This window comes from Nocardia yamanashiensis (assembly GCF_021183565.1).
In the GTDB taxonomy this organism is placed as follows: Bacteria; Actinomycetota; Actinomycetes; order Mycobacteriales; family Mycobacteriaceae; genus Nocardia; species Nocardia yamanashiensis.
This window is the reverse complement of sequence record NZ_CP089226.1, coordinates 1,293,389-1,316,001: the sequence shown is the minus strand read 5'-3', so window position 1 is coordinate 1,316,001 and position 22,613 is coordinate 1,293,389. Positions and strand designations below refer to the sequence as shown.

25 protein-coding genes are annotated in these 22,613 nt (G+C 70.5%); 11 read left to right on the top strand and 14 right to left on the bottom strand.

Going from position 1 to position 22,613, the window contains the following annotated elements; translation table 11 throughout:
* Positions 1-4 precede the first annotated feature (4 nt).
* The 6 genes from LTV02_RS06295 to LTV02_RS06270 form a co-directional block, all read right to left on the bottom strand.
* A complete protein-coding gene (locus LTV02_RS06295; protein WP_233038937.1) occupies positions 5-829 on the bottom strand; it encodes a hypothetical protein in 825 nt (274 codons plus the stop codon).
* Positions 830-919: 90 nt separating this feature from the next.
* Entirely contained in the window at positions 920-1,186 is a 267-nt protein-coding gene (locus LTV02_RS06290; RefSeq protein ID WP_067722618.1) for a hypothetical protein, read from the bottom strand.
* The gene (locus LTV02_RS06285; RefSeq protein WP_067722620.1) at positions 1,186-1,482 is read right to left on the bottom strand and encodes a hypothetical protein; all 297 of its coding nucleotides are present in this window, start codon (positions 1,480-1,482) and stop codon (positions 1,186-1,188) included. Before LTV02_RS06285 ends, LTV02_RS06290 begins: the two co-directional genes overlap by 1 nt.
* A gap of 148 nt (positions 1,483-1,630) precedes the next feature.
* Positions 1,631-2,287 carry a hypothetical protein gene (locus tag LTV02_RS06280; protein WP_067722622.1) on the bottom strand — a complete coding sequence of 219 codons (657 nt, stop codon included), beginning with the start codon at positions 2,285-2,287 and terminating at the stop codon, positions 1,631-1,633.
* Positions 2,284-3,159, bottom strand: coding sequence for a MinD/ParA family ATP-binding protein (locus LTV02_RS06275; RefSeq protein WP_233038936.1), 876 nt, complete (start codon positions 3,157-3,159; stop codon positions 2,284-2,286). The genes LTV02_RS06280 and LTV02_RS06275 overlap by 4 nt, the downstream gene beginning before the upstream one ends.
* A gap of 16 nt (positions 3,160-3,175) precedes the next feature.
* Positions 3,176-3,838 carry a hypothetical protein gene (locus LTV02_RS06270; protein WP_233038935.1) on the bottom strand — a complete coding sequence of 221 codons (663 nt, stop codon included), beginning with the start codon at positions 3,836-3,838 and terminating at the stop codon, positions 3,176-3,178.
* A gap of 334 nt (positions 3,839-4,172) precedes the next feature.
* On the opposite strand from LTV02_RS06270, the gene LTV02_RS06265 reads away from it, so the two are divergent.
* The gene (locus tag LTV02_RS06265; RefSeq protein ID WP_067722628.1) at positions 4,173-4,934 is read left to right on the top strand and encodes a 3-hydroxyacyl-CoA dehydrogenase; all 762 of its coding nucleotides are present in this window, start codon (positions 4,173-4,175) and stop codon (positions 4,932-4,934) included.
* A gap of 18 nt (positions 4,935-4,952) precedes the next feature.
* Here LTV02_RS06265 and LTV02_RS06260 read toward each other — a convergent pair whose 3' ends face one another.
* Positions 4,953-5,198 carry a hypothetical protein gene (locus LTV02_RS06260; protein WP_233038934.1) on the bottom strand — a complete coding sequence of 82 codons (246 nt, stop codon included), beginning with the start codon at positions 5,196-5,198 and terminating at the stop codon, positions 4,953-4,955.
* Positions 5,199-5,322: 124 nt separating this feature from the next.
* Between LTV02_RS06260 and LTV02_RS06255 the strand changes: the two genes are divergently transcribed.
* Both LTV02_RS06255 and LTV02_RS06250 read left to right on the top strand, forming a co-directional pair.
* Positions 5,323-6,078 (top strand): alpha/beta fold hydrolase, encoded by a 756-nt coding sequence (locus LTV02_RS06255; protein WP_233038933.1) that lies wholly within the window; start codon positions 5,323-5,325, stop codon positions 6,076-6,078.
* A gap of 32 nt (positions 6,079-6,110) precedes the next feature.
* Complete coding sequence (locus tag LTV02_RS06250; protein WP_233038932.1) at positions 6,111-7,037, top strand: ADP-ribosylglycohydrolase family protein; 927 nt, start codon at positions 6,111-6,113, stop codon at positions 7,035-7,037.
* Positions 7,038-7,159: 122 nt separating this feature from the next.
* Here LTV02_RS06250 and LTV02_RS06245 read toward each other — a convergent pair whose 3' ends face one another.
* Positions 7,160-8,599: an MFS transporter gene (locus tag LTV02_RS06245; RefSeq protein ID WP_233038931.1), complete on the bottom strand. Its 1,440-nt coding sequence runs from the start codon at positions 8,597-8,599 to the stop codon at positions 7,160-7,162.
* Between the two features lie 49 nt (positions 8,600-8,648).
* Here LTV02_RS06245 and soxR point away from each other — a divergent pair, with 49 nt between their 5' ends.
* Entirely contained in the window at positions 8,649-9,119 is a 471-nt protein-coding gene (gene soxR / locus LTV02_RS06240) for a redox-sensitive transcriptional activator SoxR (RefSeq protein WP_233038930.1), read from the top strand.
* Here soxR and LTV02_RS06235 read toward each other — a convergent pair.
* A complete protein-coding gene (locus LTV02_RS06235; RefSeq protein ID WP_233041505.1) occupies positions 9,111-9,815 on the bottom strand; it encodes a TioE family transcriptional regulator in 705 nt (234 codons plus the stop codon). The genes soxR and LTV02_RS06235 overlap by 9 nt on opposite strands.
* Positions 9,816-9,928: 113 nt before the next feature.
* Here LTV02_RS06235 and LTV02_RS06230 point away from each other — a divergent pair, with 113 nt between their 5' ends.
* Positions 9,929-11,146, top strand: a complete 1,218-nt coding sequence (locus LTV02_RS06230; RefSeq protein ID WP_233038929.1) for an erythromycin esterase family protein — start codon at positions 9,929-9,931, stop codon at positions 11,144-11,146.
* A gap of 69 nt (positions 11,147-11,215) precedes the next feature.
* Positions 11,216-12,880, top strand: coding sequence for a bifunctional 3'-5' exonuclease/DNA polymerase (locus tag LTV02_RS06225; protein WP_233038928.1), 1,665 nt, complete (start codon positions 11,216-11,218; stop codon positions 12,878-12,880).
* A 6-nt stretch (positions 12,881-12,886) separates the two neighbouring features.
* On the opposite strand, the gene LTV02_RS06220 is transcribed toward LTV02_RS06225, so the two are convergent.
* A complete protein-coding gene (locus tag LTV02_RS06220; protein ID WP_157762769.1) occupies positions 12,887-13,096 on the bottom strand; it encodes a hypothetical protein in 210 nt (69 codons plus the stop codon).
* A gap of 48 nt (positions 13,097-13,144) precedes the next feature.
* On the opposite strand from LTV02_RS06220, the gene LTV02_RS06215 reads away from it, so the two are divergent.
* The 4 genes from LTV02_RS06215 to LTV02_RS06200 all read left to right on the top strand — a co-directional run bounded on the left by LTV02_RS06215 (position 13,145) and on the right by LTV02_RS06200 (position 16,505).
* On the top strand, positions 13,145-13,990 hold the full coding sequence (locus LTV02_RS06215; RefSeq protein ID WP_233038927.1) for an AraC family transcriptional regulator: 846 nt from the start codon (positions 13,145-13,147) through the stop codon (positions 13,988-13,990).
* Positions 13,991-14,189: 199 nt separating this feature from the next.
* Positions 14,190-15,218 (top strand): alpha/beta hydrolase, encoded by a 1,029-nt coding sequence (locus tag LTV02_RS06210; protein WP_233041503.1) that lies wholly within the window; start codon positions 14,190-14,192, stop codon positions 15,216-15,218.
* 38 nt (positions 15,219-15,256) lie between these two features.
* Positions 15,257-16,057 carry an SDR family oxidoreductase gene (locus tag LTV02_RS06205; RefSeq protein ID WP_233038926.1) on the top strand — a complete coding sequence of 267 codons (801 nt, stop codon included), beginning with the start codon at positions 15,257-15,259 and terminating at the stop codon, positions 16,055-16,057.
* A 136-nt stretch (positions 16,058-16,193) separates the two neighbouring features.
* Positions 16,194-16,505, top strand: a complete 312-nt coding sequence (locus LTV02_RS06200) for a hypothetical protein (protein ID WP_233038925.1) — start codon at positions 16,194-16,196, stop codon at positions 16,503-16,505.
* Here the strand turns inward: LTV02_RS06200 and LTV02_RS06195 are convergent.
* Positions 16,490-17,128, bottom strand: coding sequence for a TetR/AcrR family transcriptional regulator (locus tag LTV02_RS06195; RefSeq protein WP_233038924.1), 639 nt, complete (start codon positions 17,126-17,128; stop codon positions 16,490-16,492). The two genes, LTV02_RS06200 and LTV02_RS06195, sit on opposite strands and share 16 nt — an antisense overlap.
* 4 nt (positions 17,129-17,132) lie before the next feature.
* On the bottom strand, positions 17,133-17,744 hold the full coding sequence (locus LTV02_RS06190; RefSeq protein WP_233038923.1) for a TetR/AcrR family transcriptional regulator: 612 nt from the start codon (positions 17,742-17,744) through the stop codon (positions 17,133-17,135).
* Positions 17,745-18,136: 392 nt separating this feature from the next.
* Between LTV02_RS06190 and LTV02_RS06185 the strand changes: the two genes are divergently transcribed.
* On the top strand, positions 18,137-18,931 hold the full coding sequence (locus LTV02_RS06185; protein ID WP_233038922.1) for a helix-turn-helix transcriptional regulator: 795 nt from the start codon (positions 18,137-18,139) through the stop codon (positions 18,929-18,931).
* A 46-nt stretch (positions 18,932-18,977) separates the two neighbouring features.
* On the opposite strand, the gene LTV02_RS06180 is transcribed toward LTV02_RS06185, so the two are convergent.
* Complete coding sequence (locus LTV02_RS06180; RefSeq protein WP_233038921.1) at positions 18,978-20,321, bottom strand: lipase family protein; 1,344 nt, start codon at positions 20,319-20,321, stop codon at positions 18,978-18,980.
* Between the two features lie 23 nt (positions 20,322-20,344).
* Positions 20,345-22,423 carry a helix-turn-helix transcriptional regulator gene (locus LTV02_RS06175; protein WP_233038920.1) on the bottom strand — a complete coding sequence of 693 codons (2,079 nt, stop codon included), beginning with the start codon at positions 22,421-22,423 and terminating at the stop codon, positions 20,345-20,347.
* Positions 22,424-22,613 lie beyond the last annotated feature (190 nt).

Sequence of the window (22,613 nt, the reverse complement as noted above, 5' to 3'; positions counted from 1 at the left end):
GTTGTCACCATTTCGTCCACCCCGCAAGCGAATCCACGTAGTCGGTCTGGGAGGACTTGGAGGTCGAGGGCTTGAGCCGCCAATCGCCGGCGTCCCACACCATGATCAGCCGGACCGCCGCCCACAGCTGACGGTTCTCCACCACGGGCCCGCGCGCGGCGAGCCGCACGATGGCCATGTCGTCGGCGTAGTTCTCGACCTGGAAGGCATCCGGGGCCACCAGGTATCGGGTCACCTTCTCGGGTTGCTGCTTCGGCAGCCGGGATTCGGCCAGCGCCTGGTCGTAGGCGGTGACCTGCTGGGCCGACACCCGGACCTGCCGCACGTACAGTTCACGGTCGGCGGGCCTGGCATTGAGCCGGTAGGTGATCTGCGCCGAGGCCAGCACCGCCCCCTGCGGGGTGTGCGAATAGCCCACGGCCAGACCGTTTTCCAGCCGGGTGGGACCGTCGGAGGTGGAGAAGGGCACCGACGCCCCGTAGACCCGCTGCCAGCCGTGCGCGTCCGTCGTCCCGGCGGGGGCGGCGGTGAGCCAGTCGGCGTCGGACGGCTTGCGCTGTCTGGACGGATCCTGTGGCAGCGGCTGCCCGGCGGTGTTGTTGGGAACATCGACGCGACGGCCGAACAGGTCCACCTCGGGCGAGGCGAATCCGGTGGCGCCGGGATCCGCGGATACCGAAACCGACCCTTCGCCCTGTGCTTTGGGTTTACTGTCGTCACGCCCGATGTACATCACGACGCCCACGATGATGATGAGCACCACCACGGCCGCCGAGGCGATGACGCCGAACGAGACGCGGTCGCGCTCGGGCGACTCCTTCTCGCTCATCGCAGCGCCTCCAAGGGTGTTGTGTCAGCAGGAAATTCGATGTGCATGTCGGAAAACGGGGCTTCCGGGGTCAAGGGCGGCGACCGCGCCTCAGGTGGGCAGCAGGGCGAGCGCGATGCCGCTGGCCGACGACGCCATGATCGCGCCCAGCAGGCTCATCACCACCCCGTGCGTTGCGTCGTTCTCGGCCCACTCGGCATTGCGGAACGTGTACCACATCCGCCCGGCCGACACGATCATCCAGGCCATGCACAGCAGCAGTACGCACCACAGCAGCCAGTCGATCAGCTGCATGATGGGCCGCAGCACGTCGGCCGGCATCTGTTTGTAGGCGAGTAGCACCACGGCGGGTGGCATTAGGTGATCACGGCATTCATGATGGTTCCCGCACTGGTCGCCACGATCCCACCGATCATGGCTCCGGCCACCATCTTCGGGGATTCCAAACCGCCTCCTGTCCACTTCTCCCACGCGAAGCGGCCGCCCGCGTAGGTGATGCCCAAGATTCCCGACAGCAATACGAACCAGGTGAAGTAGCGCACTAGCTTCATGAGTTTTTCGGATGCGGGCGGAGCTTCGGGGGTCGGATTGCCCACCCCCTGCGCGAGGATGGTGCCGTACACGTCGTGTGCGGCGGCGAGGAGCATGCTCATTGTCTGTCCTTCTCCAAAAGCGAACTGCTAGTAACAAATTCGCCGGTCACCGGCCGACCGGCTCCGACAACTCCTAGAGGTAAAGGTCCTTCCGGTCCCGGAACCCGGGAACTTGTTCGCGCACAGAGCATTCCAGTTGGATACATGATCACTCCTGACGGCCCGGCTCGTCGAGCCGGGGCGCGTCGAGCGCGTCCTGGACGGCGGCCACGATGCCCGCGCCCAGTTCGCGCATATCCGGGGTGATCTCGGCCAGCGCATCGGTTTTCCGCTTGCGCTGCTGCGGTACGGCGTCGCCGGGCGACCAGACGGGCAACTGGTCGGCTTCGACCAGCGTCCACTCCTCGTGCCACTCGACCTGCCACACCTGACCCGCCAATGACCCGACCACATCGCGATAGCGGCGGATCTCGGCGGGAATCCGGCCCGGGCGCGCCGCGACCGTCACCAGGCCCAGCACCTCGCACGGTCCCGCGAGGCCGGCGTGATGCTGGCGCAGCAGGTCGTGGGCGCGGGTCAGTCCGGCGATGGTCTCGCGGGCGACCAGGACTACGAAGGGTGATTCACGTTCGAAGACGCCCGGCCAGCGCCGGTAGGCGTCGGCGGCGGGGGCGAGGACGTGCGCGAGGGTGGTCGCGCCCGCGCCGCCGTGCACGCCGAGCAGCCACACCAGGGGTGCGCGGCCACCGCCGGGTACGGGCCGGTCCCAGATGGGTGCGCGGCGGGTTTCGGGGGGCGGCACGACTCCGGCCGCCATGGCGGTTGCGGCCTTGCTGGTCTGGTGGTCGTTCATGGCTGCGGTCATGATGCCACTCCAGCAAGCAGGCGGCGATACGCGCGGCGTGTCTCGGCCGCGAGGTTGCTGTGCCGCACCAGTTCTCCGCGCGCGAGGTGCGGGTCGTAGGGGATCTCGCGAATGTCGGCCACCCAGCCGTCGAGGTGCTCCCGCAAATGGTCAGCGACCCGAGAATCATTGCCCGGCAACTGGTGTGAGACGACGATCGTGGTGTCGCCGACAATTCCGCCGCCCTGACCCTCGCCCTGCCCGCCGAACTGGTCGTCGAGCCACTCGAGGGTGACGCGCAGCCGGTTGGCGGCGTCGGCGCGGGCCGGGATCGACAGCACCAGTGCGATATCGGAGTCCTCCAGCAGCGGGCGCAGATGGCGGCTCGCGATCGGGTTGCCGCCGTCGTACACGGCCGTGTATCCGGATTCGTCGATGGCGCGCGCGATCGTGAGGTAGGTTGCGCGACGACGCAACGGCGCCGGATCGCGCCACAACAACCCGATGCCGGAGGTGGCGCGGGAGAGACATTCCTTGAGCGGCGCGGGTTCGCCGTCACCACGCCCGTAGAGCCACGATTGCAGGCTGATCGGGCTCAAATGCTCGTCCGCGCCGCGCAACGCGAGGTCGCTGCCCGCGAAAGTGCCGTCCACGGCAACCGTTTGGATACCGGCCGCGGCGATCTCGCCCGCCAGGCCCAGCGCGGTGGTGGTGGTGCCGGCGCCGCCGCACCCGCCCACCACCAGGATCGGCCGTTGCGCCGGCGCGGTGTCGCCGGAGTCGCCGCGGCGTTTGCGCAGTCGTACCACCGGAGCCTTGGAACGCGCGGCGGGACTCGACGATTCACCCGATTCGGGCACTTCGTCGAGCCAGCGGCTCCAGTCCTGATCCATCGTCTCAGCTCTCCTCTTATCCGGCCGGGATGCGCGCGGCAGGAATATGGTCGCCGATCTTCATCGTGGCCGTCATTTCGTTGTACGCCGCTCCGGCGTGGCTCGAGTCGAAACGCGCATCCCCCGCGACGGTGCCGATGGATTGCGCGGTGCCGCCGTGGGAGTTCAGCACATATAGAGCAACTCCCCCGACGACGGCTAGCAACAGCACAGCGAAGATCAGGAAGGCGAGCACGAGAAGCCGTCTGCCCCGGGCGTTCCCGGGCGGCGGGACCGGGTCGTCGTCGACGGCGTCCAGCAGTGCCGACGCGCGATCCCCGGCGGGTTCGGCAGGTGCGGTGAGTTCGGCGGATTCGCCGGTGTCACTGGGGAATTCCACGACCGTGGCGCCGCGGTAGCGCACTCGCGGTGCGTACGAGTCGGTTTCACGGCCGGTCATCCAGTCCGACCACGCCCCGCTGAAGTGCTGATTGCGGCGCAGCAGCGACTCCGGCACGGGCGGGATGTCGAGCTCGGGTTCGTCGTCCTGGATGTAGTGCGGATAGCGGGCCGGGCCGGTGTCGGCGCCGAATTCGGCGTCGCCGGAACCGGTATCGGTCTCGACCGCACCGGATGCGGCCGGCTCGGCCGCGGGATCCAGGGCCGGATACCAGCGCGAGACTTTTTTGTACGACTTCAACATTCCTCCGGAACCCGTGTCCCCAGGCACATCGCGCTGCATGGTGCGGACCCTCTCGGCGGTCGGTTGTGTCGGACGGTCAGGTCGTCTGCGGTTCGAGCCGGGAGCCGTCGCCACCGTCACCGGGTGCGCCGTGAGCAGAACGGTCCCGATCGGAAATTCTCTCGCATAAGCAGGATTCCAACGACTCGACGCGCCGGAAGGCTCTCCTAATAATCCGCGCGTGCGCGCGATAGCAGCCCGGTCAGCGCCCTGTGCACGCCACGCCGGGGGGTGCCTTTTCGTCCGATCTGCGCAGAATCTACATTAACAAGACCAAGCATTTGGAGGTTTCGTGAAGACAGCAGACATCGTCGCGGTGGTTACCGGCGGCGCCTCGGGACTCGGCCTGGCCACGGTGCGCGAACTGCACTCGGCCGGCGCGAAGGTCGTCATCATCGACCTGCCCTCGTCCGACGGCAAGGCCATCGCCGAGGAACTCGGTGAGCGCGTGGTGTTCTCGCCCGGCGACGTGACCAGCGAAGCGGACGTCACCGCCGCGCTGGACGCCGCCCAGGCCCTGGGCACGCTGCGGATCGCGGTGAACTGCGCGGGCATCGGCAATGCGATCAAGACCGTCGGCAAGACCGGCGCATTCCCGCTGGACGCGTTCACCAAGATCATCAACGTTAACTTGGTGGGCACGTTCAACGTGATCCGGCTGGCGGCCGAGCGCATCGCCCAGACCGAGGAGGCCGACGGCGAGCGCGGCGTCATCGTCAACACCGCCTCGGTGGCGGCGTTCGACGGTCAGATCGGCCAGGCCGCCTACTCCGCCTCCAAGGGCGGCATCGTGGGCCTGACCCTGCCGGTGGCCCGCGACCTGGCGTCGTTCAAGATTCGCGTCTGCACCATCGCGCCCGGCCTGTTCCACACGCCGCTGTTCGCGACCCTGCCGGACGAGGCCATCGCGGCGCTGGGCAAGCAGGTTCCGCACCCGGCCCGTCTCGGCGATCCGTCCGAGTACGGCGCCCTGGTCCGCCACATCGTGGAGAACCCGATGCTGAACGGCGAGACCATCCGTCTCGACGGCGCGATCCGGATGGCTCCGCGCTAGATCGGGCTCGCGGACGGGCTAGCTTCCGGAGGAGGAGCCGCCACCCGCGGAGAAGGTGCCGAGCTGGCGAATCGTGTTCTGCCAGTATTCATCTCGCGTGGAGCATTTGGCGGGGCCGCCGCTCAGGCTCGCGAAGAACGAGACGGGGTAGCACTCGACGTCCGAGGCGGCCGGTTGCGCCGGGGCGGCGGAGGCGGGAGCCAGGGCGGCGCAGAGACCGGCGCTCAGCGCGACGGTAGTGAAAATGATGCGTTTTACCTTCATGGGGAACTTGTACGCGCCCCCGACCTGCCCGGGGAAGCCCCGGATTCGGGGGCATCGGTAGCGTGGCGAAATTCATCGGCCGGGGGTGTTCCGGCACCGGAGCGTCAGGCCGACACTGGGATTCATGAACACTCTCGCGATGGCCGAGCGCGGACAAGGGCCGGACGTGGTGCTGGTGCACGGCGGGGCCGGACCCGGAACCACGTGGGCCGGAACGGAATCGCTGGCCGCGCGGTGGAAGCTGGTGCGGGTCTATCGGCGTGGGTTCGAGCCGAGTCCGGCGGCGGTGGACGGGCGGCAGGATTTCCTGGTCGACGCGGAGGATCTCGCGGCGATCTTCGAGGCCCGGCGGCCGCACGTGGTGGCGCACTCGTACGGAACACTCGGCACGCTGCTGGCAGCCGGGCGCGCGCCGGACAGCGTGCGGTCGCTGACGCTGATCGAACCGCCGCTCTACTACCTGGCCGCGGCGGATCCAGCGGTGGCGCGGCTGCAAGAGGTGGGTGACATGGTGCTGACCGACGGTCTGGACGCCGATCCGAAGGTGTTGCGGGAGTTCCTCGTTCTCTCGGGAGCGCCCGGAATCGGCAGTGGCGAACTGCCGGTGAAGGCCGCAGCCTCGGTGCGGCGGGCACTCGGGGGACGGCTGCCCGGTGAGGCCCGGCCGGACCTCGCCGCCCTGCGGTCGGCCGGGGTACCCGCGCTGGTCGCTTCCGGCGGGCACACCCCCGCGTTGGAGAGCATCTGCGATGGGCTCGCGACGGCGTTGGGCGCGCGGCGAGTGGTCGCGCCGGGCGCTGGCCATTTCGTCGCCGCCGCACCGGGTTTCGCCGAAACACTCGATCGTTTCCTGAGGTCAGCCGACACCACCGCGGGCTGACGCATTTGCCAGCAGCGAATCCGGTTGGCACCATGGGCACCCGTATGCCCCTGGAAATCGATTTCGCACGGGACAGCCTCGAAGGTCTGTCCGTAGGTGATGCGCTCGGAGCGCAATTCTTCGTCCCCGGACGTTCTTTCCCCGATCTGGCCGCCGGCCGCCCACCCGCCCCGCCCTGGGAGTGGACCGACGACACCGAGATGGCCTGCTCGGTCTACACCGAACTCCGCACCCGCGGCCATATCGACCGCACCGCGCTGGCCGCCACCTTCGCCGACCGCTGCGAACCCTACCGCGGCTACAGCGGTGGAACAGTCGTTGTGCTGCACCGCATCCGCGACGGCCTGCCCTGGTCCGAGGCGGCAGGCGCCCTGTTCGACGGACACGGTTCCTGGGGCAACGGCGCGGCCATGCGAGTCGCCCCGCTGGGAGCCTTCCACGCCGGCGATCCGGATCGCGCGGCGGCACAGGCCGCACTGTCGGCGGAGGTGACACACCGGCATCCGGAGGCGATCGTGGGCGCGATGGCGGTTGCCGTCGCAGCGAGCCACGCCGCCGACGGCCGCGGAAACCCTTGCGCACCGGGCGCATTGCTGGACGCTGTCGAGCCGTACCTGGTCGAGGGCAGGACCGCCCGGGGTATCCGCCGAGCCCGCGCACTGCTCGGCCGTTCGGTCGCCGAGGCCGCCTACGAACTGGGAAACGGCGCACAGGTCAGCGCGCAGGACACTGTCCCCTTCACGCTCTGGGCGGCGGCGACCTTCCTCGACGACTATCCGGCCGCCGTCACCGCCTGCGTCGAGGCGGGCGGCGACGCGGACACGACAGCGGCGATCGTCGGCGGAATCGTGGCCGCGCGCACCGGAATCGGCGACCGGAACGGTACGCGCGGAATACCCACCGAATGGGTGGCGGCGCGAGAACCGCTGCCGGACTGGGCGAGAGCCGGAGCCGGGTAGCGGCACACCTGCACGAGCGACCGATCATCTTGTCGAGCGACCGGCCTCAGGGAGCTACGACTCCCGGCGACCAACCTCCCCCGGCGACAAGCCGATTGAGAGAACTGTTGAATCCGGCTGGCTCACAGTGCCTTCCGCGGGTGGCGGTGGGTGGCCAGAACGGCACTGAGGACGCCCAGGGCGGTGAGGGCGGCGATTCCCACGGCCATCAGCCGTACCGAGTGGACCGGGGAGCTGTCGCCCAGGCGGATGAGGGTGCCGGCGAGGGCGGAGGTGACCGTGTAGGCGATGAGCTGGGTGGTGTTGAGGGCGGCTGCGGCCTTGGCGCCTTCGGCGGGGTCGGTGGTGCTGCTCATGGCGGCGATGCTCAGGTGCGGGAAGGCCAGGCCGATGCCCACGCCGGCGATGAAAAGGGCTGCTGCCCAGCCGGTTATCGAGGGCGTGTCGGCGTGGGCGGTTTGGAGCAGGGCGTAGGTGAGGAGGCCGCCGGTGAGCATGAGCGGGGCGAGGCGGATGGCGCGGCGTGCCGCCGTGGGGCCGAGGCTGACGCTGAAGAGCTGGGCGACCACCCAGCCGACGGACAGGGCCGCGCCGAGCAAGCCGGCGATGAGTGGGGTGAGGCCGCCGAGTTCCTGGCCGAACAGGGGGACGAAGTTCTCGACCATGACGCCGGCGCACAGGGCGGCGACGGTGAGATACACCCATTTGAGCGGGTTTCCGCGGGTGTAGGTGAGGCGGGGCAGTACCCGGATCGGGCGGTTGGCCTCGGCGAGGAGGAAGGCGGCCACCAGGAGTCCGCCTGCCGCCAGTGCGATCACGGTCGGCAGACCCGGTGATACGGCGGAACTCAGGCTGAACGCACCCGCACCGAGGGTGAGCAGGGAGAGCGACAGCACCGGGATCGGCGTACGGTCGGCGGTGGTATCGGTCTTGCGCGGCAGGGCTTTCCGGGTGAGCGCGGTCAGGATCACCGCCACGACCGCGAGCAGCGCGTAGGCCCATCGCCACAGGCCCAGTTCGGCGAACAGGCCGCCCAGCGCGGGGCCGATCAAGGTTCCTACGCCCCACATGGCCGAGATCAAGCCCGCCGCCCGGCCCCAAAGCTGTTCGGGCAGAGCTGTTCTGATGACCGCGTAGCCCAGTCCGGCCAGGAGGCCGCCGCCGAAGCCCTGCACGATGCGGCCCGCGATCAGCAGTTCCATCGACGGGCTCGACGCGTTGATCGCCGCGCCCGCCGCGAACACCAGGTAGCCCACCACGTAGGCGGTCATCGCGCCCGATGCCCCGAGAATCCGGCTGACCAGCATGGAGGCGATGACGGCGGCCATCAGGAACCCGGTCGCCACCCACGCGTAATACCGTGCGCCGCCGATGTCTTCGACGATCGAGGGCATGAGCGCGGCGGTGAAGTACAGGTTCATGGCGTACAGCGCCACCCCGCCCGCCAGGATCGACACCGAGGCCAGGTACCGCCCGGCGAACAGTTCGCCCCAGGTGCCCGCAGCCGCGCCCGCTCGTGCGTTGTCCACTGTCACACCGCTGTTCGTCTGGATCTCGGTCACGATTCGATACGCTAGAACTTCAAGTTCACTTGAAGTCAAGGGAGCGATTTTGGCACAGACGCCCACCGATCTGCTGACCATCGGCGAACTCGCGCGGCGGGCGGGGGTGGCCACCTCGGCGGTCCGGTTCTACGAGGATCAGGGGCTGATCACCGCGGTGCGCACCTCGGGCAATCAACGCCGCTATCCACGGCATGTGCTGCGCCGGTTGTCGCTGGTGCTGTTCGCCAAACGGCTCGGCATCCCGCTCGCGGAGGTGGCCGAGGTGTTCGCGACGCTGCCGGAGGATCACATGCCGGGCAAACGCGACTGGGATCGCATCTCGCGGCGCTGGCGCGACCATCTCGAGGCGCGCCGGCGCGAAATCGAGCAGCTGCAAAGGGAATTGACCGATTGCATCGGCTGCGGATGCCTGTCGCTGCGCCGCTGCTATGTGCTCAATCCGGCCGACGCGCTGGCCGCGCGCGGGGCGGGACCGCAGCGGTTGCTGCATCCCGAGGACGACGAACCGTCACGGTGACCGCTCCGCTTCGAGGGCGGTGAGGTAGGCGTCGAGCCGGGCGGCACCGGCGATCAGGTTGCGGCCGCGCGCGTTCAGCCGATCCTGCCAGGCGTCGAGGAAGACGCTCAGGTCCGCGGTCCCGCCCGCGGCGCGCAGCGAATCGAGGAACCGCGCGACATGCGACAGCGGGTAGCCGCCGCGCCGGAGTTGCCGGGCGATCTCGGCATCGCGCACACAGTCCGGGCCGTATCGGCGGTATCCGGTGGCCCGGTCGCGGTCCGGGTGCAGGATGCCCTCGGTTTCCCAGGTGCGCAGCGTCGCCGGATGCAATCCGAGACGGCGGGCGAGTTCGCCCACGGTCAGCGGCGGGCCCGGCACGGGTGTGGGCGCGGAAGCCGACAGCGCGCCCAGTGCGGCCGCGACCTCGGTACGGGTCCCGCGTTCGGCGAGCAGTTCCACATGGGTGGAATCGATGAGGCGATAGGCGGATGCGATATCGCCGCGATTGACCGCCCGCATGATGTCGACGGCACGCTGATGCCCGTGCCCGCCGCGCAAGGCGAGGAAGGCGCGCAGCGCGTGCGCGTGCACGGGCGTGTAGAGCCGGTAGCCGGAGTCGCTGCGCGCGGTCGGCGGCAGCACTCCGGCGTCGTCGTAATTGCGGATCGCCTGGGCGGACAATCCGTGTTCCCGGGCCAGGTCGATGGGGCGCAGGTTATGCCTCCGTTTGAGGGTTTCAGCAGGAAGTATCGGGTCACTGTCGGCGAAGTTTCACTCGATTCTTCAACGATAGCCTCGAAGGTGGTTTCTTCGAGAAGGGGTTATTCATGCCTGTGACCACCGCACTGCGCGATATCGCACGACAACTGGACGACACGGCGAGCCTGAGCCGGGCCCTCGATGCCCTGCTCACCGCACGCACCGAACCGCCCGCACTGCTCGGGCTGGGCGAACCGACCCACGGGATCGTGGCTTTTCCCTTGCTGCGCAACGAGATCCTCGCGCTGCTCGCCGAGCGCGGGTACCGGTCCATCCTGCTGGAGACCGATTTCTTCGCCGCCGCCATCGTCGACGACTACGTGAACGGCGCGCCGGGCGATATCGACGAAGTCCTGGAGACCGGATTCAGCCACCGGTTCGGGGCCGTGCCGGGCAACCGCGAACTGGTCGAATGGCTGCGCGCCCACAATGCCGAACGCGCACCCGCCGACCGGATTCGCTTCTACGGCTTCGAAGCTCCGGTCGAGTACGCCGCCGCGCCGAGCCCACGGCGCGCCCTGACGGCGGTCCTCGACCTGTTGCCCGCCGCGCTCCGGCCCGCATCGATCGGCGATATGGATGCCCTGCTCGGCGCGGACGGCGACTGGTCCAACCCGGACGCCATGTACGACGCGACCGCGTCCATCGGCGGATCCGAGCGCGCCCGCGCCCTGCGCGTCATCGCCGACGACCTGGCCAGCGCCCTGCGTCGCGCCGCCCCGGCCTTGTCCGCCGCCGATCCGAAGGGTTACGACCTGGCGGTCGCGCACGCCCGCACCGCCCTGGGCCTGCTGCGCTATCACGCGGCCATGGCCGTCCCCGGACCCGATCGGATGGCGCAGCTGCTGAGCGTGCGCGCCGAGATGATGACCGAGAACATCCTCGCCGTCCTGGCCCGGGAACAGCGGCGCGGACCGAGCCTGGCGTTCGCGCACAATGTGCATCTGCTGCGCGGCGACTCCCGCATGCCGATGGGCGAGGCGGACGTGAACTGGTGCGGCGCGGGCGCTCTCGTCGGTCACGCGCTGGGCGAGCGGTACCTGGCCGTGGCCACCGACGCCGCTCCCGTCGCCGAGCCGAACACCCTCCAGAGCTACCTGGCCGCGGCAACGAACCGCCGCGCCCTGTTCACCGCCGCGGATCTGCGCGCCGCACTCCCCCGTTCACTCGACACGAGCAAACCGTTCCTGCAAGGCCACATCCCCCTCCAGCCGGAGGAACTGGCGGGCTGCGACGCCGTCGTCTTCCTCGCCGACACCGACGGCAAACGGCATCAGTACTGGTGACAGCCCCTTCCGGCCCGGCCGCCGCCGCACCTCACCGAACTTGTCTGTGCGCACTGCCAGACTCTGGGCATGCGATGGGCGGTGGCCGAAACGGAGGACGGGGGCGCACGACTGTGCCCGCTCGGCCCCGACGGCCGTCCGGCGGGGCCGATACTGCGCGAGCCGTCGCTCGCCGAGGCGGTGCGGTCGCGGCCGGAGGTGGAGCGCTGGGTGTGGCGGTCCACCTCCGATATCTATCGCCGGCTCCTGTCCGCCGGAGTGCGGGTCGAGCGCTGCTATGACGTCGAAGCCGCCGAATCGCTGCTGATCGGACATGCGGAAGGCCAATCGGGACAGGCGCGTTCGCTCGCCGCCGCCTGGGCCCGGCTGCATCATCTACCGGTCCCGCCCGACGCTCCGCTGCGCGCCGCCGACGCCCAGCCGTCGCTGTTCGAGTCCGGCCCGGTGCCGCTACCTCCCGGCACCGACGAATTCACCGCACTGCTGGAGGTTTACGCCGGACAGGTCGCTCGCACCGCCCGCACCGAACACCCGGACCGCATGCGGCTGCTGCTGGCCTCGGAATCGGCGGGCATGCTGGTCGCGGCCGAGATGTCGCGCGCCGGCATCCCCTGGCGCGCCGACGTGCACCGCGAACTCCTGGAAGACATGCTGGGCGAACGCATTTCCGGCGATACCGAACCCCGGCGCATGGCGGAACTGGCCGAGGAGGTCTCGCGCGCCTTCGGCCCCGGCGTGCGGGTGCGGCCCGATCTGCCCCAGGACATCATCAAGGCGTTCGCGCGCGCCGGAATCACCCTGTCCTCCACCAGGAAATGGGAACTCCAGGAAATCGACCATCCCGCGGTCGCGCCGCTGCTGGCCTACAAATCGCTGTACCGTCTCTACACCGCGCACGGCTGGTCCTGGCTCGACCAGTGGGTGCACGAGGGCCGCTTCCGTCCCGAATACCTGCCCGGCGGCACCGTCACCGGCCGCTGGACCACCAATGGCGGTGGGGCGCTGCAGATTCCGAAGATCGTGCGCAAGGCCATCCGCGCCGATCCGGGCTGGCTGCTGGTGGTGGCCGACGCCGGGCAGATGGAACCCCGGGTGCTGGCCGCCATCTCCCGCGACCCCGGCCTGATGGAGGTGGCCGGCCGTGGCGAGGACCTGTACGCGGATCTGGCCGCGCGCGGTTTCGGCGGCGATCGCGCCCAGGCCAAGCTCGCGCTGCTGGGCGCGATCTACGGCCAGACCTCCGGCGACGCCCTCACCCATATGGCCGAACTCCGCCGCCGCTACCCCGCCGCCGTCGCCTATGTGGACGACGCGGCCGCCGCGGGTGAGGAGGGCCGCCTGGTCCGAACCTGGTTCGGCCGCACCTGCACACCCGCGGGCGCGGCCTTCGACCAGGTCGATCACGATGCGCCCGCCGGCTACGGCAGTTCGCCCCGCGCGCGGGCCCGCGGCCGGTTCACCCGCAATTTCGTGGTGCAGGGCAGCGCCGCCGATTGGACGCTGCTGGTGCTCGCCGGGCTGCGGCACGCGCTCGCCCGCGACCGATTGCGGGCCGAGCTCGTCTTCTTCCAGCACGACGAGGTGATCGTGCACTGCCCCGCCGAGGAAGCCGAGGCCGTAGCCGCGGCCATCGCGAGCGCGGCCGAGACCGCGGGCCATATCGCCTTCGGCCGCACCCCGGTCCGCTTCCCGTTCACCACCGCCGTCGTGGAGTGCTACGGCGACGCCAAATAGCCGCCGCTACAACAGTTCGACCTCGTCGAATTCCACCGTCATGCGATGCCTGCGCTCCCGCAGCACATTGCCCTCGCGGTGCGCGACGCCCTCACCGAAGTCGATGTGCAGCTGGGCATTACGGGTATCGACGCTGAGCACGACACCGCAGATGCCGCTGAAGGGTCCCGCCGGAAAGTAGATGACGTCGCCGGGCCCGAAGTCGGTGGGTATCACGCTGCCACGGTAGTTCAGGACCGGCGGCATGGCTCGTAACATGGCGGTATGCCGGTCGCGCCGTTTCGCCTAGCCGGGGATCTGGTGCAGGTGGCCGTTCCCGCCTGGCCCGCGGGCATGCCAGGGGTGGATATGGCCGGATTCCGCGGGTGGACGGCCGATCCCGTCGAACTGCCGGTGGTGCCGTACCCGGCGGTGACGCTGTTCCTGGATTTCGGTGACGGGCTGTTCGTCGACGACGCGAGCGGCCGGCAGGTGAACGGGTCGGGCCTCGTCGGACTCGGTGCCACGGGGGTGCGCGGGTCCGGACGGGATATCGATCTGCTGCAGGTGCGGCTGTCACCGGTGCCGGCGTACGCGATGCTGGGCGGCGCGGCAGCGGGCGCCGAGCCGGTGCTGGCCCTCGAGGACTGCTGGGGACGCGATCTGCCGAGGCTGCGGGAGCGATTGCGGGCGGCCCGGTCCTGGGACGAACGGTTCGCCATCGCGGCGGATGCGGTGAACCGGTCCGCGGCGGCGGGGCGGCCGGTCGATCCGGAGGTGGAGTTCGCGTGGCGGCGAATCACCCGGAGCCGGGGCCGGATTCGCATCGAGCGACTGGCCGAGGAGACCGGGTGGAGCCGCAAACGCCTGTGGGCGCGGTTCCGCGCGCAGGTGGGGTTGACGCCCAAACAGGCGGCGCGGCTGGTCCGGTTCGATCATGCGGCGCACCGGCTGGCCGCCGGGCATCGCGTGGGAACCGTCTGGGCCGACGGCGGTTACGCCGACCAATCGCACCTCAATCGCGAAACCCTGGCGTTCACGGGATTGACGCCCGCGGCGTTGGCGCACGCACCCTGGCTGGCGGTGGACCCGGTGGCCTGGGCCGCCCCCGCACATACCCGCCCGCACTGACCGAAACACGGCCGTGCCCGGCGGCGATACCCTGTCGACGGCGCACCCGTTCATGGTCCGCGCGGGGGAATTTCGCTCTGGGGCATGACAATCCGCGCCGCGCCGGTCAAGATGATCTTCGGTCTCGACCGAACATCGTTGTTGTTTCGACCCGTAGCGCCCCGGCCCCGCCGGACGCGGACAGGAGCGCCCCGTGGCAATGTCGCCGCTTCCGGAATCCGGCAGTTGTGTGTTCGTCGAGGAGATCGGCCACGCCCGCATCGCGACGCGGATCGCGCACCCGGTACTGCGCACCACCCTGCAATCGTTCCTGCGGGCGGGCGCGTGGGTGGCCGATCGCGGGGACGGGTCCGCGTACCTGGTGTTCCGGGTGACCCGCCTGTCCGAAGCGCCCGCGCGGGTGCTGGGCGCGCCGCGCGAGCTGCGCCGCGAACCGGTGGTGTTCGAGCATTTCGACGCCGAATGGCTGTGGACCGCACCGGTTCCCGATCCGCAGGTACGGCGCGAGGCCGCGATCCTGTATTTCCACGGCGGGGCGTTCATCGCGGGCGGGCTGAACAGCTACCGCCGCCACACCGCGCGGCTGGGCCGCGAGAGCGCGCTGCCGGTGCTGAGCGTCGACTACCGTCAGCTGCCCGACGCCCACCCGAACGAGAGCCTCGACGACGCGCTCACCGCCTACCGGCATCTGCTGGCCGAGGGTTTCGCGCCCGACCAGCTGATCGTGGCCGGCGATTCGGCGGGCGGCGGACTGGCGCTGCGGCTGGCCCTCACGCTGCGCGATCTCGGCCTGCCGCTGCCCGCCGGGCTCTCGGTCACCTCGCCGTGGGCGAACTTCGACTCGACCGCCCGTGACGCGCACCCGAATTCGAACGCCGACGCCGTGCTCCCGGCCTCCGGTCCCGATATGGTGGTGCGCCGCGGCATCGCGCTGGACGGCGTGCTGGATCCGGCGTGGTCGGTGGTGAACCACGACTTCACCGGGCTGCCGCCGATCCTGCTGCAGATCGGCTCGCGGGAAATGCTGCTCGCGGACGCCTTCGAGATCGCGGACCGCTGCGAGGCGGCCCGGGTGCCGCTGCGCCTGCAGATCCGCCCCAGCGCCCCGCACACCCTCCTCCATCTCGGCGCGGACGTGCTCGCCGACGGCCGGGACGCCGCCCGCGACGCCGCCGAGTTCCATCGTGCGATGATCGAGGCCGGGCAGGGCGGGCGCAGCGTCGCCTGAACCGCCCGGCCGGCCGGTTTTCGAGCAGAGAGGCTCGCATGTCCGTCAACGCAGCCAGTCCCGCCGTCTTCGTCACCGGCGCGGCGGCCGGAATCGGGCGCGCCGTCGCGAGCCGGTTCGCCGCCGCCGGCTGGACCGTCGGCCTCTACGACATCGACGCGGAAGCGGTGGCGCGCACCGCGAAAGAGGTCGGCGGATCGGCCGTCGCCGGGGCGCTCGACGTGACCGACCCGGCCGGCTGGGAACGCGCGCTCACCGAATTCACCACCGCCACCGGACGACTCGACCTGCTGGTCAACAATGCGGGCATCCTGTACTCGGGCCCGTTCGGCGACACCCCGCTCGAGCGCCTGCACCGTTTGGTCGACGTGAACGTCAAGGGCGTCCTCAACGGCTGCCACGCCGCGCTCCCCCACCTGCGCGCCACCCGGAACAGCCAGGTGATCAACCTGGCCTCGGCCTCCGCGCTCTACGGCCAGCCCGGCCTGGCCGTCTACGGCGCGACCAAGGCCGCCGTCCGATCCCTCACCGAGGCATTGGATTTGGAATGGCGGCACTACGGCATCAAGGTCCACGACCTGCTCCCGCTCTTCGTCGCCACCGGCATGATGGACGAGGTCGCGCGCGGCTCGAAATCCTCCGGCACCCTCGGCGTCCACCTCACCCCCGCCGATGTGGCGGAAGCCGTGTGGCGCACCGCGACCGGCCGCGAACTGCTCCCCAGCCCGCACGTGCTGGTGGGCGCGCAGACCAAACTCCTCGCCGCCGCCACCCAGCTCTCCCCCACCTGGCTCAACCGCCTCGTCGTCGGCTGGATCAGCAAGGCCGATTCGCTCTGACCGTGGTGGCCGCGGCGGTCAATCCTGTGGCGTCCGCTGCCATGGGCCGACCGCGCGCCGCGCCCTAACGTATCGAGAAAGGCTGTCGCACAGATACTCCCGGCGGACCGCCGGCGCACGGATCGGAGGACGCGGCATGGGCGACGACGCTGTCATCGAGTTGGTGCGCGCGGCCGCCGGCGAGGTGCGGGCGCTGGCCGAGCGTACCGAGGGGAGCGTGCGCAAACGGCTGCACGTGGTGGTGCACGCGCTCGAACTCGCCGAACGCGATATCGCCGTCGCGCCGGAGGATCCCGGGGAAGCCGCCGCGCTGGCGCGGGCCATCCGGGCGGGCGCGCCCGATGACGCGCTCGTCGCCGAGGCGATGCGAGTGCGCCGGCGACTGCGGCGGGAACTGAGCGGCGATCATCCTGGACCGACCGGGCCGCGGGGTCACACGGTGTCGTAGAAGACCAGGTCCATCATGCCGACGATGCGGTCGGCGTCGAATCGCGCCGGATCGTCGAGCACCAGCTTCGCGCCGGTCTGGATGAGGCTCTGCACCATCCGCACCAGCACCTCGAGATTCACCGCCCCGGCGGCGTGACCGTCGGCGAGCCAGTCGGACAGGGCCTGCCGCAATGGGATTCGCAATTCGTCCCGCGCCCGCCCGACCCGCTCGCGCAGCACGGGCGGCACCCCGTCGATGGGGAAGTACACCAGCCGCCAGGTGTCGGGCATACCGCGCACCTCGCCGAGGAAACGCACCAGCGCCGCCCGCAGGACCGCCAGCCGGTCGGCATCGGGGCCGCCCGGCGCCACATCGGCCATGGCCCGGCGCACCGCCGCGCCCATGCGCTCGGTCTCGCGGGCGATGAGCTCGTCGAGCAATTCCTCACGGCTGCCGAAAGAGTCGTACACCACCGGCCGCGTCACCCCGCCGCGCTCGGCGACCGCGGCGATGCTCACCGCGGTGAACCCGTCCTCGGCGACGATCCGGCGCGCCACATCCAGCAGCTGCTCGCGGCGATCGGCGGGCGAAAGCCGTTTGGCATAGCGGCGTTTGGCCGGTGCGGCCTTCGTGTTCGGCATGGCCTCAGTCCCTCGTCCCGACCGCGAGCGGACGATCCGCCGCCGAGCCGGTGAGCCGCCGCGACAGCCAGCGCAGGGTCTTCGCAACTTCCTCCCGGGGCAGCGCCGGATCCCCGGCGAGCACCAGCCGGGCCGCGGTCTCGCAGACGGCCAGCGCCCCGTGGCTGAGCACCTCGGCGTCCACTTCCCGGCCCTGCGCCGCCGCGGCGACGGCGATCAGCAGCCGTGCGCGCTCCCGCAGTTCCGCCTTGCCGCGTTCCACCCGCTCGTACGCGCCCGGGGGCGCGCCCTCGGCGGGCATGAGCACGAACTGCCAGCTCCGGGGCGCGGACAGCACCAGGTCCAGGAACACATCCACCAGCTCGACCCCGAACTCGGCGGGGTCCGCGCCCGGCGGCAATTCCGGCATGGCGGCCTGCGCCAGCTCCAGGACCAGTTTCTCCTCGCGATCCAGCAGCGCGGTGAGCAGTTCGTCGCGATCGCCGAATTCGGCGTAGAGGGCGGGCCGGGTGATCCCGGCGGCGCGCGCGATGGCGTGCATGCTGGCGCCGGCATATCCGTCGCGGACGATGAGATCCCGTGCCGCGTCGAGGATCTGCTCGTGTCGCGCCGTCACCGCTCCTCCAGTCCCGTCCAGCACGGGCCGCCCCGGCCCGGTGGCGACAGTTTACGCATTACGACCCTGCCGTATTCCATTGCGGTGCTGCGGGACCGAGCGGAGGACCCCATCGTTAGCACGGTTTGCCCGAAAGTCACACACGACTCACCAGACACAGGCGATATATTGTTACCCGCGAAGCACATTCATCCCGTACAGCGGAAACAGAGTGGCCCATGTCAGCATGTTCTCCGTAACAAGGTTTTCCAGTAGTTCGCTAAGCGCGTTTCGATCTTGTCTTTCGCGGGGTGAAACGGTATTGAAATAGGTCAAGAACTGAACTATCGGAAGCGCGATCCCCGGCGAACCCTCGTCGCGTTCGTGGTACCTCGTTGGAGAAGGATGTTGGCGTGGGCCTGAATGGGGACTCCAATCGCGACTCCGGGCAACTGCGCCCGCCGTCGTTCGGGAAGCTCCTGCGCCGGCTGCGCGAGGATCGGGGGGTGTCGCGCGAGCGGCTCGCCTTCAATGCCGGGGTCAGCGCGAGTTATGTGACGCACCTGGAGAAGGGCGACCGCGGGCATCCCACCCACGAAGTGGTGGACGCGCTGGTGCGCTATCTGGACCGGGTGGACGCCCTCGCCCCGGTGGAGCGGCGGCATCTGTTCGATCTGGCCGGACTGGCCAACCCCGAGGTGCCGTCGGTGGAGGAACTGCGCGCGGGCATCACCCCCGATATGCGCGATGCCCTCGCCCTGCACGAACCGCACCTGGCCGCCTACCTCGACACCCGCTGGAATGTGCTGGCGTGCAACGAAAGTTACGCGCGCGCCTTCCCCGGACTGCGCGAGGACGTCAATATCCTGCGCTGGTTCCTGGCCAACGAGCGCTCCCGGCAGGTCATGGTCGAATGGGACGAGGAGCTGCGCCTGACCGTGCAATGGCTGCGCAGCCTCATCGCCACGGTCGGCGATACCGCGTGGTCCACCGATCTGCTCGCGGAACTGGGGCAGTACGAACAGTTCCGGGAGCTGTGGGACGAGGGCGCGGTGGCGTACGGGCGCGAGCGCTCGCTCATGCGCCTGCGCGACCTCGACACCGGGGAGGTGCGCGCGGTGGCGGTGCAGTTGTTCCGGGTCAACTACGGTCCGCATCCGAATCAGGTGCAGATATTCCTGGGCTTGCCGACCGGCACCGACGGCTGATCGGAACGAGACGGCGCGGGACGGTCGGATGAGCTGCGGCGGCTGATCAGGACGAGATGGCGGTCGCGGCGGCGGACGAGCCGGCCGGTGTCCGTTTCGCGGCGATCGGCCGGCCGATCAGGGCCGCCAGGGTGACTCCGAGCAGGCCGAGGTAGCCGCGCGCCGCCGGCTTGGACAGCGCGAGGGATAGGACCGTTTCGGTGGATGCCGGCGGGACCGGGCGCGCGGCGAAGCGGTCGGCCAGCCAGTTCTCCAGCAGCGGCGCGGCCAGCACACCGAGGGTGATGTGGCCGCCGAGCAGGTCCCGGACATAGCGCACCGGAGTACCGACTGCGCGGTAGCGATCGACCAGGCGGTCCACATTGCCCACGGCGATGACGAGATCGTGCACACCCTGGACCACCAGCACCGGGAAGGCGGGCGGGTGATCCCCGGGCGGCAGATCGGCCAGCACCGCCCGTACCCGGGGCAGCGTCCGCAGTTCCGACAGGTCGGTGCCGGCGCGGGACACCATCCGAGATCGCCTGCCGCCCAGCAGGATCGCGACCGTGGTGCTGCGCTCCGCGCGCTCGAGCAAGGCCAGCGACGACTGGTCCAGGTGCTCGTTCAGGCTGGCGGCCAGATCGGGATAGGCGCGGCGCAGACCCGCCACGCACAGGGTCGCCAGCCCGCCGAACCAGGAACCGTTGAGGCGGTAGAAGGTCGATTCCAGATCGCCGACCGGGGAACCCACGGCCGCGCCGACGAAAGCGAGCTCGGGTGCGTAGGCCGCGGCGGATTCGGCCGCCCAGACCGTCGCCAGCCCGCCGCCGGAGTAACCCCACAGCCCCACGGGAGTCTCCCGCGGCAGATCCAGGAACGCGAGGGCGGCGCGCAGGCCGTCGAGGGTGCGGTACCCGGGCTCGCGGGGCGCGCCGAAATGACCCGCGATCCCGACATGATCGGGCACCGACACCGCCCAGCCGCGCGTCAGGGCATGCGCGATGATGAGCAGCTCGTACTGCGGAACCGCGCCCAGGGCCCGCGCTCCGCGCCGGAAAGCGTAGGAGGGCAGGCATTTCGAGGCCACGGCATCGATGGCGCACTGGAACGACACCACCGGCCGCGCCGCCGCCGGATCAGCGCCCCACGGCAGCAGCACCGTCGTGACCGCCGCTTCCGGCCGCCCGCGCAGATTCGTACTGCGGAACAGCAACTGCCAGGCGCTGATTCGCTGCGGCACCACCCCGAGCAGGCCGAGTTCCACCGGCCGCGAACGCAATACCGTGCCGGGCGCGTGCTTCCCCAGTCCGCGCGGTGGCCGGTAGAACGGATCCTGCTCGGGCACTAGCGGTTCCGGCGGCGCGGCAGTCGCCAGGACCGGCAGGTCACCGATCGGTTGTGCGTGCATGGCTGACCCCTTCCGAACAAGTGCTATCCGACAGCGGTGTGTGACGCCGATTCCGCTACCAGCGCGAAGCGCAGTTCACTGCGCCGCGCGACCGACAGCTTGCGGTAGACCTTGGTGAGATGCTGTTCCACGGTGCTGGTGGTGATCTCGAGCGCAGCGGCGATCTCGCGATTGCGCTGACCGGCCGCCGCGAGTTCCGCCACCCGGAGCTCGGCCGGGCTCAAGGCCTCCTGCGCCCCGCTGACCAGCGGAATCGGCTGTGTGATCACGGGTTCGGGCAGGTTGCCGCCCAGGCGTTCGGCGGGTTCGGCCGCCCCGCACGCCGCGTTCAGCCGGGACGCTTCGCGCAGCAGCGGCCGGGCCCGGTCGGCATCGCCCATGGCGCGATAGGCGTGTCCCAGATCGACCAGGGCGGTGGCCAGTTCGCGCTCGTCCGCCCCCGCGCGGGCGATGGCCACCGAGCGGCGCAGCAGCGGCACCCGCCGGTGCTCGTCATTGGTGGCGGCCAGCAGGCGCAGCGAGACGCCGCCGGTGCGATGCCCGTCGGCGCCGCCGATCAGATCCAGGTGCAGCGAGGCGAAAGCCTGTGCCTGCCAATGCTGTCCGGCGGCCAGGCTGGCGGCGGCCATGTCATTGCGCCAGGGCGCGAGCCAGGCGAAGTCCATCTGCCATTCCTGCATGAGGTTGCCGCAGCGGCGATAGTGCCGCAGCGCCTCCTCGGGCCGCCCGGTGGCCAGGCAGTGATCGCCGTGCGCGCTGAGATACGCCAGGGCGAAACGGGAATCGAACATGGCGCGCGGCACCGGGCGGCGCAATTGCGCGGCCGCCTCGGCATGCTTACCGAGGGCGGTCAGCGCCCGCACCAGCACCGCGAGCGGCCGCCCCACCCACACCCCGAGGTGGTCGGCGGGCAGCAGGTTCAACGCCAGCACGGCGTGCTCGGCCGCGCCGGTCAGATTCCCTTTGCGCAGCAGGGTTTCCGCGCGCGCGGCGGCGAAAACGGACTGCCAGGTGGGCGCGCCGCGGGCCGCCGATTCGGCCAGCAGCGAGACGCACCAGGCGTCAGCGGTGTCCAGGCGATCGGTGTGGATGAGGCAGTCGACGGCCGCGACCAGCACTTCCACGGTGGTGAGGGTGAGCCGGTGCCCGGCCAGGATGCGCTGTGCCGCGGTGGCCAGTCCGGCCGGCGGATGCTGGGTCCACAGCGCCGCCAGCAATTCGGCGGCGGGGCCGTGCGGGGCGTCGCGATCGGCCGGATATCCGGTGTCCGGTCCCGGCCCGCCGAACAGCCGCTGATAGCGCTGCACCTGCACCGGATGCGTGTAACGCAGCCAGGCGCACAGGAATTCGAAGCGCGGGCCGCCGGGCAGCACCCCGTCGGCGGCGCGCTCCAGGCGGGTGAGGGCATGGTCGGCGTGCAGGGCGTACCCGTGCCAGAGCATGTGCAGCACGGTCGCGGGCAGTTCCGGGTGCGGGACCCGGCCGGTGCGCAGCGCGGCCTTCAACCGGCCGAAATTACGGGTCCGGCTGGAGGGATTGGTACACCATTCGACCGAGACCAGCCGGGCGGCGATGGCGGCCCGCTCCCGGGCCCGGCGGCTGGCGCGGTAGGCCAGCTCCAGACACTGTCCGGCCCGGTCCAATTCGTATTCGCGCAAGGCTTCGTCGGCCGCCGCGACCAGCACCCGCGCCGCCCAGGTGCCGCGCACGTCACCCGCCGCGACCAGGTGCCGGGCGACGTAGGCGGCGGGAAATCCGTTCTCGTACAGCAGTTCCGCGGTCCGCGCGTGCAGCTCGCGCAGTTCGTCCCCCGGCAGCTGTCCCAATAGTCGTTCGGCGTGTTCGGGACGATCCCACCGCTCCCCCGCCACCAGCCCGCGGTTCGCCAATTCCGCTACCACGCCGCGAGTTTCGGTGATGTCGCCGCCGGTCAGCGCGGCCGCCAGCCGCGCGGTGCCGGCCCCGCCCAGCACCGCCAGCGCCCGCATGACCCGCAGCACGCCGGGATCCGCCTCGTGCAGCGCGCTCCGCACCGCCTGCTCCGCGCCGTCCACCCGGCGCGGGCGCGGACGGGTGCCGCCTGCCGCCTGTGCTCGGTCCATCGCGACCGACCGCCGCATCTGGTGTCCCTTCATCGATCGGATGCGCCCGACTGAAGGGATGGCACGGCGAGCTCGGGTGTGCTGGAGCGGCATCATTGCAGCGGCGGACGCCTGCTGGCGACCGGTATCAGCCGGGGCACGACGTTTCCGGCGCCCGCCGGCCGGCGCGCCCGGAGCCGCCGGCGGGATG

Coding starts and splice junctions, on each gene's coding strand:
- LTV02_RS06295 (WP_233038937.1), bottom strand. CDS start 829: ATGAGCGAGAAGGAGTCGCCCGAGCGCGACCGCGTCTCGTTCGGCGTC.
- LTV02_RS06290 (WP_067722618.1), bottom strand. CDS start 1,186: ATGCCACCCGCCGTGGTGCTACTCGCCTACAAACAGATGCCGGCCGAC.
- LTV02_RS06285 (WP_067722620.1), bottom strand. CDS start 1,482: ATGAGCATGCTCCTCGCCGCCGCACACGACGTGTACGGCACCATCCTC.
- LTV02_RS06280 (WP_067722622.1), bottom strand. CDS start 2,287: ATGACCGCAGCCATGAACGACCACCAGACCAGCAAGGCCGCAACCGCC.
- LTV02_RS06275 (WP_233038936.1), bottom strand. CDS start 3,159: ATGGATCAGGACTGGAGCCGCTGGCTCGACGAAGTGCCCGAATCGGGT.
- LTV02_RS06260 (WP_233038934.1), bottom strand. CDS start 5,198: ATGAAGGTAAAACGCATCATTTTCACTACCGTCGCGCTGAGCGCCGGT.
- LTV02_RS06255 (WP_233038933.1), top strand. CDS start 5,323: ATGAACACTCTCGCGATGGCCGAGCGCGGACAAGGGCCGGACGTGGTG.
- LTV02_RS06250 (WP_233038932.1), top strand. CDS start 6,111: ATGGGCACCCGTATGCCCCTGGAAATCGATTTCGCACGGGACAGCCTC.
- LTV02_RS06230 (WP_233038929.1), top strand. CDS start 9,929: ATGCCTGTGACCACCGCACTGCGCGATATCGCACGACAACTGGACGAC.
- LTV02_RS06225 (WP_233038928.1), top strand. CDS start 11,216: ATGCGATGGGCGGTGGCCGAAACGGAGGACGGGGGCGCACGACTGTGC.
- LTV02_RS06215 (WP_233038927.1), top strand. CDS start 13,145: ATGCCGGTCGCGCCGTTTCGCCTAGCCGGGGATCTGGTGCAGGTGGCC.
- LTV02_RS06210 (WP_233041503.1), top strand. CDS start 14,190: ATGTCGCCGCTTCCGGAATCCGGCAGTTGTGTGTTCGTCGAGGAGATC.
- LTV02_RS06205 (WP_233038926.1), top strand. CDS start 15,257: ATGTCCGTCAACGCAGCCAGTCCCGCCGTCTTCGTCACCGGCGCGGCG.
- LTV02_RS06200 (WP_233038925.1), top strand. CDS start 16,194: ATGGGCGACGACGCTGTCATCGAGTTGGTGCGCGCGGCCGCCGGCGAG.
- LTV02_RS06195 (WP_233038924.1), bottom strand. CDS start 17,128: ATGCCGAACACGAAGGCCGCACCGGCCAAACGCCGCTATGCCAAACGG.
- LTV02_RS06180 (WP_233038921.1), bottom strand. CDS start 20,321: ATGCACGCACAACCGATCGGTGACCTGCCGGTCCTGGCGACTGCCGCG.
- LTV02_RS06175 (WP_233038920.1), bottom strand. CDS start 22,423: ATGGACCGAGCACAGGCGGCAGGCGGCACCCGTCCGCGCCCGCGCCGG.